The sequence below is a fragment of the Massilia aquatica genome (assembly GCF_011682045.1).
In the GTDB taxonomy this organism is placed as follows: Bacteria; Pseudomonadota; Gammaproteobacteria; order Burkholderiales; family Burkholderiaceae_D; genus Telluria_A; species Telluria_A aquatica.
Window position 1 is genome coordinate 59,178 of record NZ_VVIW01000008.1, and the last position, 14,237, is coordinate 73,414.

Genomic DNA, 14,237 nt, shown 5'->3' on the forward strand with positions numbered 1-14,237 from the left:
CAAGTGCCATGACCGGTCCCGTCATCCAGCTCGGGCGCCACAAGTTCGTCTGTGGCCTGTTCTGGCAGTCGCTCTCGCGCCCGCGCGAGCTGGCGCGCGAGGCGGCCGACCTGGCGCGCAAGATCGATTGCGACCTGGCGGTGCTGCGGCGCGAGTACTCCACCGCGCAAGCCGGGTTCGCGCACAGCGGCAGCGGTCCGCGCCAGGCCCTGTATTCGCTGGCGGCGGCGGTGGCCAGCCGGCTGGCGCGCGACGGCGCCCATTACGACGGCGAGAACCAGCCGGTGCACAACTGGCTGGCGGCGTTTCGCCTGCCGGACGGTAACTGGGCCTATTTCGCGGTGCGCGATGCAAACTTCCTGCCGAATGGCGACTTTGCCGGCACCCGCGAAGAAGTCTTCGACCGCCTGCACGGCGACTATGGCTTGGGCGGCTGGAACCTGGTGATCGGCGACGCCGAGCTGGAACACTACGGCTTTCACAACTTCCGCGAGCGCAGCATCGAGGAAGTGCTGGGCGAACCTGGCGGCGGCCAGATCAAGGTCAACAAAGCCTGGCTGCTGCGCCCGACCGCTGCGCGCATCTCGCCGCGCATGATGGCGGCCGGCGCCGGCGTGTGCGCCTTGCTGGTGCTGGGCGCGGGCCTGGGCTGGCGTCACCATCAACAGCGGCAACAGGCGTTGCGGCTGGCCGACGCGGCCGCGCTGGTACGCCAGGCGCAACCGGCCGCACCGAAAGCCACGCCGGCCCCGCATCCGTGGGCGCACAGCGCCGGTCCGACCAGCGTGGCGCGCGCCTGCATGGCCGGACTGACCCAGCTCACGCCCGGCGGCTGGGCCTTGAGCGAATACAGCTGCGGCGCGCCCGAGCAGCGCTCCACCTGGACGCGCAACGAATCGACAGTCGCGTTCCTGCTGGCGCGGGTGCCGGACGCACAGGTCGATATCGGCGGCGACACCGCGACCCTGGCGCGCCCGTTCAAGCCCGGTCCCGGCGTCGACGAAGCGCTGCTGCCGCAACAGCAGCTGGTGGCGGGCTTGCGCTCGCGCTTGCAGCTGATGAACCTGAACATGCAGCTGGCCCGCAGGGAAGCGCCGCCAGCCGCGCCGGCGCCAGAGAACGGCGCCGCGTCAGCCGCGTCGCCCGATTGGAACACGTATACCTATGTCATCGGTCCGGTCGGCGTCTCGCCGCTGGAAGTGGCAGCGATGCTCGAGATGCCCGGCATCCGGATCGAGAAAATGCGCTACCGCGCCGGAATCTGGTCTTTGGAAGGAGTCATTTATGCAAAATAGCCTGCGCCTGTTTTTCCTGCTGGCGTCCGCGGCGGCCGGCGCGCTCGCTGCCGCTCCCGCTGCTCCCGTTTCAGCCCCGGCCACGGCCAGTGCCGCCGATGCGCTGACCCGGATCGAGTCCGAGACGCTGGTGCTCAAGGCGCGCGAGCGCCAGCTGGCGGTGCAGGCGGCGATCATGCAGCGCCAGAGCGAAATCGCCGGCCGCCAGGAGGAGGGCGTGCGCCGCCTCAGCGTGCCGGCCAGCGTCAATCCGGTGGTGCAGTCGCTCGAAGGCATCGGCAAGCAGCAGTATGCGACGCTGCTGTTCGAGAGCGGCGCCGTGGCCGAAGTGCGCGCCGGTGACGTGCTGCCCGACGGCCTGCGCGTGGTGCGCATCGATGGCGATGGGGTGACGGTGGAAACGGCGAACAAGAAACGCACGCGCCTGCACCTGGCGGGCAGCGCGCCGGCGCCGTTCGCTGCGGCGCCGTCGCTGCCGCCGCCGCTGGCGCCGGTGCTGGCACGTCCCGCGCCGGGCCTGCCGCCGCTGTACCCCGGCGCCAAAGGGAGCGAGCGATGAAACCCTTCATCAGCATCGGCGGCGGCGCGCACGCCAGGGCGGCTGTGGCGCCACCGCGCAGCGCCGCCGCGCCGCAGGTATTGAGCCGGTCCGGCGCCTTTGAAGGCAGCGCCGAGGAACGCAAGCTGCTGTGCTTGCTGTCGGACGGGCGGCTGCTGATCGCGCACGGCCAGCAATCCAATCCGCACGTGCTGTCGTACCGCGCGCGCTTGCAGAAGATGGCGCGCGAGTTCACCGTCAGCGTGGTCGACATCGAAACCATCGCCGCCCTGTACAACAACGGCGCGGGCGAGCAGGGCGGCCGACGCCACGAACACTCGATGATGCAGGTCACGGCCAAGGAGCTGCTCAATCACGCCTGCCGCGAACGGGCTTCGGACATCCACATCCGCGTGCGCCGGTGCAGCACCGAGACCTATTTCCGCATCCATAACGACCTGGTCAGGATCGGCAGCCAGACCACCGAGTACGGCGAGCGCCTGCTGGCCACCCTGTACGGCGCCATGACCTCGGTCTCCGACAGCTCGTACAAACCGACCGAGCGCCAGGACGCCAGCATCGCCGATCGCGACAAGCTGCCGCCGCAGCTGTACGGCGTGCGCATCGCCACCGCGCCCACCAGCGAGGGCACGCTGATGGTGCTGCGGCTGCTGTACAACGACGCCGGCGACGCCGTCGACCTGCGTCCGCTCGGTTTCAGCGAAGCGCACGCCGAGCGCTTGCAGCGCCTGAAAGAGCAGCCGACCGGCATGAACATCATCAGCGGCCCGACCGGGTCCGGCAAATCGACCACCTTGCAGCGGGTGCTGAGCGGCGCCATCGTGCAGGCCGAGTACAAGCTGCACGTGCTGACCGTGGAAGACCCGGTCGAGTATCCGATCGACGGCGCGGTGCAGACCTCGGTGACCAACGCCGGCAGCGAGGAAGAGCGTTCGCGCCTGTTTTCGGCGGCGATCAGCAACGCCATGCGGCTCGACCCGGACACCATCATGATCGGCGAGATCCGCGACAAGGCCTCGGCCCAGAGCGCGCTGCGGGCCTCGATGACCGGCCACCAGGTCTGGACCACGGTGCACGCCAACAGCGCCATTGCCATCGTCGACCGCCTGCTCGACCTGGGCCTGCCGATGAACATGGTGGCCGACCATACGGTGGTGACCGGCTTGATCAGCCAGCGCCTGGTCAAGCTGCTTTGCCCGCACTGCAAGGTGAAGCTGGTTGATGCGCCCGACGCGCTGGCGGCGCCCATGCTGGCGCGGGTGCGCCAGGCCACCGGCGGCGCTGTCGACCAGGTATGCCTGGCCGGCCCGGGCTGCGCGGCCTGCCGCCAGCAGGGTACGGCGGGGCGCAGCGTGGTGGCCGAGGTCATCACGCCGGACGCGCGCTTTTTCGAGTTCATTCGCAACGGCGCCAAAAGCCAGGCGCTGGAGTATTGGCGCCGCGAGCTGGGCGGCCAGACCCTGCTCGAACATACGCTGGCCAAGGTCGCGGCCGGCCTGGTCGATCCGCGCATGGCCGAGAAAATCGTCGGCCATCTGGCGCTTGAGGCGCCGCGTGTCGAGCGCCGTCTGAACGTGGTGCTTGAGGCGCCGCGCGTCGAGCGCCGCCTGAACGTGGTGGGGTCGGTTCATGCAGGTTGACCTGAACCGCTGGTGGGCGCGCGCCCAGTTCGGCGAAGGGGTGCGGCTGCGCGTGTACCGCAAGATCGCCGCCATGCTGGGCAACGGCGTGCCGCTGCTGAAAATCCTCGACGAACTGTGGGAGCGGGCGTCCTTCGACGGGCGCAAGCCGCAGGAGCCGCTCGCCATCGTGCTGGCCGACTGCCGCCGCACGGTGCAGAACGGGCGCTTTCTCGGGGACGGCCTGGAATACTGGATACCGAGCACCGAGCGCATGATCATCCTGGCCGGCGAACAGTCCGGCCGGCTGGAGGTCACCTTGCAGGTGCTGGCCGGGGTGGTCAAGTCGCAAAAGGAAATCAAGCGCGTGATCATCGGCGGGCTGTCGTATCCGCTGGCGATCTTCGGCATGGTGCTGGCCTATCTGTATGTGTTCGGCGTGACCGTGGTGCCGCAGTTCGCGCGCATGGTCGATCCGGAAAAGTGGCGCGGGTCGGCGCGCTCCCTGTACGTCATGTCGCAGCTGGTGCAGCAGTGGATGCTGCCGATCGTGGCCGGCATGCTGCTGGTGCTGGTCGCGATCGGACTGTCGATGCCGCGCTGGCGCGGCAATGTGCGCGTGGTGCTGGACCGCTATGCGCCGTATTCGATTTACCGGTTGCAGGTCGGGAGCGGCTTCCTGATGGCGTTTTCGGCCTTGCAGTTCGCCGGCATCACGGTCGAAAAATCCTTGCAGCGCCTGTCCGGCCAGGCCCCGCCATGGCTGCGCGAACGGCTCGACGGCGCGCTGCTGGGGGTGAAGTCGGGCCTCAATTGCGGCGAAGCCTTACGCAACGCCGGCTACGGTTTTCCGTCGCCCGAAGTGGTCGACGATTTGTGCGTGTATGCCGAATACAAGGGCTTTGCCGACGCGCTCAAGATCCTGGCCGACGAATGGCTGGCCGAGGGTGTGGAGACGGTGAGCGCCCAGATGAAAGTACTGAACGGGTTTTCGGTGATTGCGCTGGCGCTGGTAATCGCCTGGCTGGTGACCGGGTTTTTCGGCATCCAGCAAGAGATCGCGAGCATGGCGCGCACCGGACGCTGAACGGCGCCGCAGCTGCCGATATTATTTTTGATATTTTTTGACCATCCACTGGAGAACTTCATGAAACAAGTCCGCTACCCACGCCGCCAATGCGGCGCTTCGCTGCTCGAAGCCATTGCCTATCTCGGCATCGCCGCCATCGTCATCCTGGGCGCGGTCTCGCTGCTGACCGGCGCGTTCAGCAGTGCGCAATCGAACCAGGCCGGCGAGGAAGTGACGGCGATCCGCACCGCCGTGCGCAAGCTGTACATGGGCCAGGGCTACGGCACCGTGGCGATCAACGAGACGCTCAAGAAGGCCGGCGCCTTTCCCGGCACCCTGGCTGTGGCGGCGGACGGCACCGCGACCAATGTCTGGGGCGGCAATGTCGTCGTCACCGGCGCCACCGGCACTTTTACCATCGCTTACCCCGGCTTGCCGCAGGACGTATGCCTGGCCACCCTGGTAGCGGCCAGCGGCTGGCAGAAGATCTCGGCGCCCGGCGCTGCGACTATCACGACCTTCCCGGTCGCGCCGGCCGCCGCCGCCACCGCCTGCAGCGTCACCGCCGCCGGCGGCAATGCGCTGACCTTCACCTCCAATTAAGCCATCAGCGACCGGCCATGTTCAACGCCATGCTCATCGCCGTTCTGCTGGCGCTTACCACCTGGTACAGCGTCACGCGGATCGACGCCGGCGCCATGGCCGTGCACACCGCGCAGCACGGCCAGGCCAGTGCCATGGCGGCCTACCGCCAGGCGGTGGTGGCGTATTTTACCGCCCATCCGGACCGCTACCGGGCCGCGCCAACCGCCGGGCTGATGGCGCCCGGCGCGCCGATGGCGCAGGCCGGCGAGGGCGCTTTTGCCAACTACCGCCTGGACGACGGCACCATTGTGGTCTACGCACTGGCGCCGCAGCCCGGCCTGACCGGCGAGCTGCTGGCGTTGTCGCAGCGCTCGCGCATGGTCGGCCACTTCAGCGGCGGCGTGTTCCGGCCGGCGCTGTCGCCCGGGTCCGGCACGCTCGCCGCACCAGAGGTGGCGATTCCGAACGGCGGCCCGGTGTGGCTGGCTGCGGCCAACTGAGGACACCTGCCATGCACTTCAAACAGCGCGGCATCGCCATGATCGAAATCCTGGGCGCGCTGTTGATCGCGGCGATGCTGGTGGCTGGCCTGTCGTCGATGATCGAAACCGGCCTCGAAGACGCCAAGGCCCAGCGCAGCGCGCAATACCAGTCGGCCATGACGGCGGCGGCAAGCGCCTACCTGGCCGAGCACCATGGCGCGCTGGCGCTGCCGGCCAATGTGGGCAAGACCTTGGTGATCACCCCGGCCATGCTGGACGCGGCCGGCATGCTGCCCCCCGGGATGTCCGACGCCAATCCCTACGGCCAGAGCGCCTGCCTGCTGGTGCGCCCGCGTGTGAAATCGGCGGCGGCGCCGGCCACCATCGTGCTCGATGCGTTGGTGGTGAGCGAAGGCGCGCCGATCCCGGACCGGGTGCTGGCCTTTGCCGCCGCCAGCGCCGGCGCCGGTTTCATCAGCAGCCGCGACCCGGCCCGGGCGCAGAGCGCGGCCGGCGCCTGGGCGCTCGGTCCGGCCACTTCGCCCACCCTGGCCAGCTTCACCGGCGCCACCTGCAGCGGCACGGCTGCCGGCATAGGCAGCCTGGTGTCGGCCCTGTTCTTCGACGGCGCCGGCCAGGCTGGCGATTTCCTGTACCGGAACAAGGTACCGGGCATGCCGGAGCTGAACCAGATGAACGCGCCGATCGGCATGGGCGCGGCGACGGTGGTGGCGGCCGAAGATGCGTGCAGCGGCGCCGGCATCGCCATCGACGCCGAACGCAACCTGATGAACTGCACCGTTGACGACCGCTGGCGCCGGGTCAGCCTGAGTTCTTGGAAGAACCCGGTGGCCGCCTACGCCGACCTGGCGCTCCAGCCGAACAGCAAGGATGGCGACGTGCGCCTGGTCACCGGCCTGGGCCTGGCCTTCAGCTACAGCGCGGCCACCAATGCGTGGCGCCCGCTGGCGGTGGACCAGAACGGCAACCTGGACATGGCGGGGACGCTCACGGCCGGCGCCGACGTCAACGCCGCTGGCGACATCAATGCCGGGCGCGATCTGACGGCGGTCAGGGACGGCTCGATCAAGGGCGACCTGAACGTGGTCGACAAGATCCAGGCCAACGGCGTGGTCGCCGACGACTACATGTGGGCGATGACCTATTCGATGGGCGGCCGGTATGCGCCGGGTGCGGGCTGCAACAAATGGTCGGCGACGGCCAAGCCGCCGCAGCGCATCGACATCATCGGTACCATCGCGCTCGATTCCTCGACGCCGCCGCTGCCGCTGATCTGCACCGGCAGCCATCCGGACCACGCCGTGTGGAGGTACATCGACGGCTCGCTGAACCAATGAGCGCGCGCCGCCCGCATCGGTGGCTGCTGGCCCTCGGGCTGCTGTGCGGGCAGGCTGACGCCTGCTGGCAGGATGCCGCCGAGCGCTTTGGCGTGAACGCCAGCTTGCTGTACGCGATCGGGCGCACCGAATCCGGCCTCAATCCGCTGGCGCGCGGCAAAATGAACGCCAACGGCTCCTACGACATCGGCCTGATGCAGATCAACAGCGGCTGGCTGCCGACCCTGCGCCGCCACGGCATCGACGAGAGCCAGCTGTACGACGCCTGCACCAGCATCCACGTCGGCGCGTGGATCCTGGCGCACAACATGCGCCGGCTCGGCAATTCGTGGGACGCGGTGGGGGCCTACAACGCCGCCGACCCGAAGAAGCGGTTGGCGTATGCGCTCAAGGTGTACCGCAACCTGCCGCGCGACGCGGGCTGAAACGGCTATTTATCCTATAGCGGATGTAGCCATCCCCCAGCCGTCCCCTGGAAATCCAGAGGTGGAAGTAATGTGCTAAATTCAGTACGTAATTTGCTTGCGACGTGCTACGATCACTGTATCAATTTGGGAGGCGTTATGAAATTTTCCAACATTCAACCAATTAGCTACTTGAAAACGAACACGAGCGACGTGATCAAACAAGTGCTGGAAACCCAAGACCCGATAGCGATCACGGTGAACGGTAGGGTGCAGGCAGTGGTCCAGGACCATGTCAGCTATCAAAAGACGCAGGACCAACTTGCGATGCTTCGCATCCTTGCTCTTGGCCAAAAGCAGATTGAGGAAGGCAAGGTAGTTGATCACGATGACGTTATGGCGCTTCTTGAGGCGGAAGACAACGAGGCCTTATTAGTCAAATGAAAATCATTTGGACTCAGTATGCACTGAACGACTTGCAAGACATCCGGGAACATCTCAAAAGGAACGAATCCCCCGCCTTTGTGATGAAGGTGACTCAAGAGATTCTGGCTGAAGTTAATTCTCTCAAAGGCTGGAAAACAAAAGGCACTTTTGTGCCAGAGCTGGAAGACCTTCATCTGACGGCTCACCGTCAACTTCTGGCCGGTCAGAATCGCATCATCATCGAGCACGCACAGAACGATACTGTGTATGTTCATCTGATTGCTCATACCAGCCGCAACCTCGAGGCCTTGATTCGGCGTCGCTTGCTCAACGCTCAATGAGACTGGCCCGATGCCCTGCCGCCGCCCCGGCGGCGCCGGAACACGTGCGCCGCGGTGCTGCTTAACAGATAGGTGATGTACTGCGGGTCTTCGCCGATGCGCTGCCAGCCGCCGCCGTCCATGAAGCGGATGCAGCGCGCGTTATCGCGCTCGATGCGCACCTGCACCGGGTCGCACAGCGCGAACAGCCAGTCCAGCGTGGGCGCGAGCAGCCAGGCCCAGCGGCCGTGGAAGCGCGGCAGCACGGCCAGGTGCAATTCGCGGCCGTCGAAGATGGCGCCGCCGGCGGGCACGCCATCGATCTCGTAGCCGACCGACGGGCACCCGGCGTAATGGGCCACGGCGCGCTCGCGCGTGACCAGCTCGGTCACGGCGCTGTCGTAGCGCGGCGATTCGATGTCGTACATGAGGCCCAGATCGGCCTTGTCGGTCAGGCGCAGGTCGGCCATGGCAACTCCGTGCGGAAAAAGAGGGAACATTTGGGGGGAACTGCGGAGGGTGAAACGCGCAGGACCGCTTGCGTGCGGCCCCGCGCCAGTGCCGGATTTAGACGATTGCGCCGCCATCCGAGCCAGCTGGTGGTTGTGGCGGCGGTGGCGGTGGAACCATCGACATCACGGTGGACAGGGCGGTCAGGGCGGGGACGATCATTGGCATGGTAGTTCCTTGTGAGAGGTTGAACACAACTCCGGTTGGAGTACAGATGAGTGGTGGACGGCGGCACAAGGTTCCATGCGGTGGCGCCACGGCGCCATATTTTTTCTTGTTGCGGGCGGCCCTAGGCGCGCTGGCCCGATACCGACAGCAGCCAGGCGCCGGCGCGGTCCTTGGCGGCCAGGATGGCGTCGAGCAGGCCCGGCTCGTCGGCCAGTTGGGCGATTTCGATGCTGTGCAGGATGATATAACGGCCTTCGCTGGCATCCCACAGCCATTCGGCGCCGGGATAGGCGGGGCTGGCCAGCGGCGGCGCCGCCGCCGCCACCAGCGCGCACCTGGGCAGGTACACGGACACGCACAAGAACGGCTGCGGCGCATCGAACGCCAGCGACGTCAGGGTCAGGATGTCGCCGAACTGCAGTTCCAGCACCGGAGGAGCGTCGGTACGGTCCTGGCCGGTCAGTTCGACCAGCTCGCGCAGACAGCGTAGAACCGCTGAGGCGGAACCACCGAACTGCTCCGGCGGGTCATAGTCGTGTTGCTGCATAATACCTTGTCGTATAAGTAATGGGTCGGAGCGCAGGGCAAGGAGCGTTAGTCGAATGCTACGCCTTCCGCGCCCGATCGCCAAGGTCAAACAGTGCCGCCAGCCCCGGTAGCGAGGGCGCTGGCGCGCTGTGACGATCACGCGTGCTGATGCATTGTGCAAACGCCTGTTTCTGTGGTTCAAAAACGGCGCAGCGTTCCCCATTGTCGTCAACGGTTTGTCGACAGGGGCGGCCATTGGCGCGGCATGTGCCGGGGAGGGAGATGCTGGTGAAGGGGGAGTGGGGCGAGCGGGGTCGCCAGCCGGGGCGCGCGGGCAAGCAACCCGGACTCCGAAGCCGAACTTGAGGAGACTGCCAGCGCCGGCCCTCGGGCCAACGCAAGAAAACTGCGCGTTGCGCATTTTCAGCACGAACAGGAGCCGCCAGCTGGTGGCTCCTGGATTACTTCTGCTGCCCGGCCGGTGTGCTCGCCTGCTGCTGGCGATTTTTCAGCTGCGCGCTGAGCGCCTCGCTGGTCGCCATCGCCTTGGCGATCTTCTCCAGGCCCGCTGTGGTACCCGCTGCTGCTGCCGCTGCGACTGCTGAACCCATGAGGTTCTCCTTGAAGGGTGATCGGGATTACTGTTGTTCGTTGACCTGCTTGGCCATGGTGCTGAAGATTTGCAGCTTGGACAGGGCCTGACCCTGCGCCGCAGCCCACAGCACCAGGTCCGCTTCGTTGCCGAGGGCGGCCGGGCGCTCGAGGGCGGGGCCATTGGCCTGGCCGGGCAACTGCTGCATACGTTGATTCAGATAAGTCATCGCGACCTCCGGTATCTACAGGGATAAAATGCCGAAGGCCGGAGCGGGGTCCGGCCTTCAGCGCTGCTTAGATGGCGTTCACGGCTGCGGTGTTGGCCTTCTTCTGGATCTGCGCCAGCATTTCGGCGGCGCTGAGCGCCTCGTTGGCGGCCATACCGGCGGTGATGGTTGCCAGACCCGTTGCGGTACCTGCTGCTGCTGCTCCTGTGACTGCTGCGCCCATGGTGTGCTCCCTGAAAGGTGATGTTCATTGCCGCCGTGGCGATCCACGGCGGTGGTGGTCCTGCTTGAGTCGTGCTGCGGCGGCAATCAGTTCCATTGCCGCTGCTTTTTTCTTAGATGGCGTTCACGGCTGCGGTGTTGGCCTTCTTCTGGATCTGCGCCAGCATCTCGGCCGCGCTGAGGGCCTCATTGGCGGCCATGCCCGCGGTGATCGTTGCCAGGCCCGTTGCGGTACCTGCTGCTGCTGCTCCTGTGACTGCTGCGCCCATGACTTGCTCCTTGAAGGTTGAGTGAGGTCGCCGCCACAGCCATGTGCGGCTGCGGCGGTCCTGATTGAGTAGTTTCGCCGCGAACATAAGTTCCGTCGTCCCACAGGCTTTTTCGTCGCGCGCGCCGGGCGCTGAGATTTGTTGAGGAATCGCCGGTGCAGGCCAAGTATGATTGGTGTTGCATAGCCACAGGGCAACAGGCAGCGGCGCCGCCGGGGCGTCATTTTTCGGGATAGATGATGGGCGACGAATTTTTGGCGGGACGCGATTTGCTGTCGGAGCTGATTGCACTGGTCAACAAGGGCGAGGTGTTCTCCGATATCCATATCGAGCAGGACGCGCGCATCATGATCAAGACGCCGCGCGGCTGGACTGCGGCGGGCGAGGAGCCGGTCACGCTGGCCGAGATGACGCCGCTCCTGGCGGCCATCGACGAGGACTGGGAAGACAAGATACTCAGCGCCGCCATCGACCGCACCTTCGTGCTGACCAACTGCCGCCTGCGCTGCAACCTGTACCGCATGTCGGGCGGGCGCGCGATCGGCATCGCCATCCGGCGCCTGCCGATGGATCCGATCTCGATCGAGAAGACCGGGCTGCCGTCGTACGTGCGCACCATGCTCGAGGCGACCAAGGGCGTGATCCTGGTCACCGGCCCGACCGGCTCCGGCAAGACCACCACCATGGCCGCGCTGCTCGACCATATCAACCGCACCCGCAGTGCCCACATCGTCACCATCGAAGAACCGATCGAGTACTACCTGCGGCGCGACCAGGCCATCATTTCGCAAAAGGAGGTGCCGACCGACACCGCCAGCTTCTCGAGCGGCCTGCGCGAGGCGATGCGGCAAAAGCCGGATGTGCTGATGGTGGGCGAAATCCGCGACTTCGACACCGCCGACACCGTGCTGCACGCCGGCGAATCGGGCCACCTGGTGCTGGCCACCATGCATACCAACAGCGCGCTGGGCGCGATCGGCAAGCTGCTGGGGTATTTTCCGGCCGATCAACAGGCGCAGCGCGCCGCCGCGCTGGCCAACTCGCTGATCGGCGTGATCTACCAGAACCTGCTGCCGAGCGAAGACGGGAAGAGCTTCGTGCTGGCCAGCGAGATGATCTTCAACCACAACCAGCAGGTGGCGCCGCTGATCAGCGATCCGTCCAAGCTGCACCTGATCGCCGATTTCCTCAAGCGCAAGGAAGACAATATGTCGCGCAGCCTGAACGACGTGCTGGCGCAGCTGGTCGGCAAGAAGATGATCGGCAGCAAGGACGCGATGCGCTCGTCGTACAACCGGCTGGAGCTGCATGAAATGCTGAACAAGCGCTAACGCGCCGCCTTACACCAGGTCGCGGCCGGGCTGGCACAGTTCGCAGCCGCCGCAGCCGCTCTCGAGGCACGGATCGCACGCGTCGTCGTCGCGCTCGCGCAGGCCGGCGCTGTGGCTGGCCGCCTTGACCGGCTTGATGGTGGGTTCGCGTTTGACCAAACCCTTGCGCAGCGGCGGCACCAGCGTCACCGCCACCAGCGCCAGGTGGTGCATGCGGTCGGCGCCGCTGCCGACCTCGTTGTCGACCTGTTTGGCGTCCTGCTCGTCCCGCTCGTCGCGTTCGGCATCGACATTGGCGCCGGCGCGCGTCACCCGGCGCGGCGTGAGAGTGCCAGCGCCGACCTGCTGCGCTCCCGCCGCCCCCAGGATGCCAATGGCGAGCTCAGGGCGCATGGGATTGGGGCGGCTCGCCGCGGCTTTCCAGCTCGACATCGCGGCCGGGATCGTTCTGCTCCATCAGTTCCTGCACCACCGCGTACACATGCGCCACCGCCTCGTAACTGGCCTTCGGTACATACTGGTCGGCCTTGCCGGTCGCGTACAAGGTGCGCGCCAGCCACACGTGCCGGATGACCGGAATGCCACGGGCGCGCGCTTCGCGAATCATCGCCTGTGCCACTTCGTCCTTGCCCTTGGCCAGCAGCATGGGCGCGGCCGTCTGCGCGGCGTCGTAGAACAGGGCGACTGCGAAGTGGGTCGGATTGACCACCACCGCGTTGGCGCCGGCGGTCTTCGCGGCCGGCGCCTCCATCGACTGCTGCATCGCCATGCCCTTTCGGTGCGCCTTGACGTGCGGGTCGCCCTCGGCCTGCTTGTACTCGCGCCGGATTTCTTCCATGTCCATGCGCAGCGACTTGATATGGAAGTATTTTTGCAGCGCGAAGTCGATGATGGCGAGCACCAGGCACACACCGACGACCGGATGGAGCACCATGCGCAGCAGCGCGATGAAGCCGAAATAGATATCCTTCGGCTCGCCGTTTGCCATCTGCAGGATCGACGGCAGCTGGCCGCGCACCGTGAACCAGATCATCAGGCCCAGGGTGCCTGCCTTGACCACCGCCATCAGCAGTTCGCCCACTTTTTTCATGGCGAACAGCTGCTTGACGCCGTTGACGGGGTTGATCTTGTCGAACGTGGGAATCAGCGATTGCGGCGCGATCAGCACCCCGAACTGGCCCCAGTGGGCGGCAAAGGCAACCACGACGCACATCACGAAAAACACGCCGAAGACGGTCAGCAGCAGGGTGCCGGCGGCCGTCAGCACGACCGGCATGGCGGTGGCAAACGGCTGGCCGGCCTGGCGCAGGGACAGCTCGAACAGGGCGTCGATCGCGGCGCGCCACTGCGGTTCGGTGGCCAGGGCGAGCTCCGCCACGCAGATCAGCATGGCCACCCGCGCCAGGTCGCGGCTGACCGCGATCTGGCCCTTTTCGCGGGCCTCGCGCAGCTTCTGGTCGGTGGGTTGTTCTGTTTTTTCGTCGCTCATTGGCGGCCGTAGTCCAGCATTTGCGGGATGAAGTCGAGCATGTGGGCAAAGTCGCCCGCCACGTAGTGCGAAAAGATCGGCCAGTAGACCAGCAGGATGAACAGCCCCACCAGGCTTTTGAGCGGCGCCGACAGGAACGAGACCTGCAGGTTGGCGGCGAAGATGCCGATCACGGCCAGGCCGAAATCGATCATCAGCAGCGGAATGATCACCGGGCCGCCGTAGACCGCGATATGCCAGAAGAATTCGCCGAAGCGCTTGATCAACAGGTCCAGGTGGCCGGGCTCGAACGGGGGCGTCAGGCTCAGCGCCGGCCACAGGCCGTAGCTGTCCATCAGCACGCGCACCAGCGCCACGAACAGCCCGGCTTCGACCATGACCAGCACCACGGCCTGGAGCAGCATGCTGCCCAGGGCGCTGGCGTCCTGGTCGAGGTTGGACTGGATCTGGATCGGCGAGCGCTGGGTGTCGAGGATCGAGCCGATCGACTGCGCCACCCACAGCGGGATCGACAGCAGCACCCCCAGCATCAGGCCGATGCCGGCTTCCTTGAGCGCCAGCGCGGCGGCCACCAGCAGGCCGGGCGTGGACTGCTGGAGCGACAAGAAGGCCGGCGCCACCGCCGGCAGCGCGATGGCGACGGCCACCGCGTTGCGCATCTGGCCCTGCAAGGTGCGCCCGGAAAAACCCGGCAGGATCGCCAGGCACACGGCGGTGCGCGGGATCGTCAGCGCCAGCGCGACCAGGAAGGTTTGCATGTCGACCGCCAGCGAAGCTTGCAT

The 14,237-nt window shown here is 66.5% G+C and carries 20 protein-coding genes; 11 read left to right on the forward strand and 9 right to left on the reverse strand.

Annotation, left to right across the window (positions count from 1 at the left end; all coding sequences use genetic code 11):
- The first annotated feature begins 8 nt into the window (after window positions 1-8).
- From pilO2 to F1609_RS15690, 10 genes are all read left to right on the forward strand, one after another.
- Window positions 9-1,295: a type 4b pilus protein PilO2 gene (gene pilO2 / locus F1609_RS15645; protein ID WP_167077334.1), complete on the forward strand. Its 1,287-nt coding sequence runs from the start codon at window positions 9-11 to the stop codon at window positions 1,293-1,295.
- Window positions 1,285-1,854 (forward strand): type IV pilus biogenesis protein PilP, encoded by a 570-nt coding sequence (pilP, locus tag F1609_RS15650; protein WP_167077335.1) that lies wholly within the window; start codon window positions 1,285-1,287, stop codon window positions 1,852-1,854. Before pilO2 ends, pilP begins: the two co-directional genes overlap by 11 nt.
- A complete protein-coding gene (locus tag F1609_RS15655; RefSeq protein ID WP_167077336.1) occupies window positions 1,851-3,494 on the forward strand; it encodes a GspE/PulE family protein in 1,644 nt (547 codons plus the stop codon). The genes pilP and F1609_RS15655 overlap by 4 nt, the downstream gene beginning before the upstream one ends.
- A complete protein-coding gene (locus tag F1609_RS15660) occupies window positions 3,484-4,560 on the forward strand; it encodes a type II secretion system F family protein (RefSeq protein WP_167077337.1) in 1,077 nt (358 codons plus the stop codon). The genes F1609_RS15655 and F1609_RS15660 overlap by 11 nt, the downstream gene beginning before the upstream one ends.
- A 60-nt stretch (window positions 4,561-4,620) precedes the next feature.
- Complete coding sequence (locus F1609_RS15665) at window positions 4,621-5,145, forward strand: type 4 pilus major pilin (protein ID WP_167077338.1); 525 nt, start codon at window positions 4,621-4,623, stop codon at window positions 5,143-5,145.
- A 29-nt stretch (window positions 5,146-5,174) separates the two neighbouring features.
- A complete protein-coding gene (gene pilM / locus F1609_RS15670; RefSeq protein WP_167077339.1) occupies window positions 5,175-5,627 on the forward strand; it encodes a type IV pilus biogenesis protein PilM in 453 nt (150 codons plus the stop codon).
- An 11-nt stretch (window positions 5,628-5,638) separates the two neighbouring features.
- Window positions 5,639-6,967 carry a shufflon system plasmid conjugative transfer pilus tip adhesin PilV gene (pilV, locus tag F1609_RS15675; RefSeq protein WP_167077340.1) on the forward strand — a complete coding sequence of 443 codons (1,329 nt, stop codon included), beginning with the start codon at window positions 5,639-5,641 and terminating at the stop codon, window positions 6,965-6,967.
- Entirely contained in the window at window positions 6,964-7,392 is a 429-nt protein-coding gene (locus F1609_RS15680; protein WP_167077341.1) for a lytic transglycosylase domain-containing protein, read from the forward strand. Before pilV ends, F1609_RS15680 begins: the two co-directional genes overlap by 4 nt.
- Before the next feature lie 138 nt (window positions 7,393-7,530).
- Window positions 7,531-7,815, forward strand: coding sequence for a type II toxin-antitoxin system Phd/YefM family antitoxin (locus F1609_RS15685; RefSeq protein WP_167077342.1), 285 nt, complete (start codon window positions 7,531-7,533; stop codon window positions 7,813-7,815).
- Window positions 7,812-8,138 (forward strand): type II toxin-antitoxin system RelE/ParE family toxin, encoded by a 327-nt coding sequence (locus F1609_RS15690; protein ID WP_167077497.1) that lies wholly within the window; start codon window positions 7,812-7,814, stop codon window positions 8,136-8,138. The genes F1609_RS15685 and F1609_RS15690 overlap by 4 nt, the downstream gene beginning before the upstream one ends.
- On the opposite strand, the gene F1609_RS15695 is transcribed toward F1609_RS15690, so the two are convergent.
- The 6 genes from F1609_RS15695 to F1609_RS15720 form a co-directional block, all read right to left on the reverse strand.
- Window positions 8,132-8,587: a GNAT family N-acetyltransferase gene (locus F1609_RS15695; RefSeq protein WP_187363039.1), complete on the reverse strand. Its 456-nt coding sequence runs from the start codon at window positions 8,585-8,587 to the stop codon at window positions 8,132-8,134. The genes F1609_RS15690 and F1609_RS15695 overlap by 7 nt on opposite strands.
- A 329-nt stretch (window positions 8,588-8,916) precedes the next feature.
- Window positions 8,917-9,342, reverse strand: coding sequence for a hypothetical protein (locus F1609_RS15700; protein WP_167077343.1), 426 nt, complete (start codon window positions 9,340-9,342; stop codon window positions 8,917-8,919).
- A gap of 442 nt (window positions 9,343-9,784) precedes the next feature.
- Complete coding sequence (locus F1609_RS15705) at window positions 9,785-9,934, reverse strand: hypothetical protein (protein ID WP_167077344.1); 150 nt, start codon at window positions 9,932-9,934, stop codon at window positions 9,785-9,787.
- Between the two features lie 27 nt (window positions 9,935-9,961).
- Window positions 9,962-10,144 (reverse strand): hypothetical protein, encoded by a 183-nt coding sequence (locus F1609_RS15710; protein WP_167077345.1) that lies wholly within the window; start codon window positions 10,142-10,144, stop codon window positions 9,962-9,964.
- 67 nt (window positions 10,145-10,211) lie between these two features.
- Entirely contained in the window at window positions 10,212-10,367 is a 156-nt protein-coding gene (locus F1609_RS15715; RefSeq protein WP_167077346.1) for a hypothetical protein, read from the reverse strand.
- A 112-nt stretch (window positions 10,368-10,479) separates the two neighbouring features.
- Entirely contained in the window at window positions 10,480-10,635 is a 156-nt protein-coding gene (locus tag F1609_RS15720) for a hypothetical protein (protein WP_167077346.1), read from the reverse strand.
- 236 nt (window positions 10,636-10,871) lie between these two features.
- Here F1609_RS15720 and F1609_RS15725 point away from each other — a divergent pair, with 236 nt between their 5' ends.
- Window positions 10,872-11,966, forward strand: a complete 1,095-nt coding sequence (locus tag F1609_RS15725; protein WP_167077347.1) for a type IV pilus twitching motility protein PilT — start codon at window positions 10,872-10,874, stop codon at window positions 11,964-11,966.
- Window positions 11,967-11,975: 9 nt separating this feature from the next.
- Here F1609_RS15725 and F1609_RS15730 read toward each other — a convergent pair whose 3' ends face one another.
- From F1609_RS15730 to sctT, 3 genes are read right to left on the reverse strand one after another with little or no spacing between them, the layout of a single operon-like run.
- A complete protein-coding gene (locus F1609_RS15730; protein ID WP_167077348.1) occupies window positions 11,976-12,359 on the reverse strand; it encodes a hypothetical protein in 384 nt (127 codons plus the stop codon).
- Window positions 12,349-13,455, reverse strand: a complete 1,107-nt coding sequence (gene sctU, locus F1609_RS15735; protein ID WP_167077349.1) for a type III secretion system export apparatus subunit SctU — start codon at window positions 13,453-13,455, stop codon at window positions 12,349-12,351. The genes F1609_RS15730 and sctU overlap by 11 nt, the downstream gene beginning before the upstream one ends.
- Window positions 13,452-14,237 carry a type III secretion system export apparatus subunit SctT gene (gene sctT, locus F1609_RS15740; protein WP_167077350.1) on the reverse strand — a complete coding sequence of 262 codons (786 nt, stop codon included), beginning with the start codon at window positions 14,235-14,237 and terminating at the stop codon, window positions 13,452-13,454. The genes sctU and sctT overlap by 4 nt, the downstream gene beginning before the upstream one ends.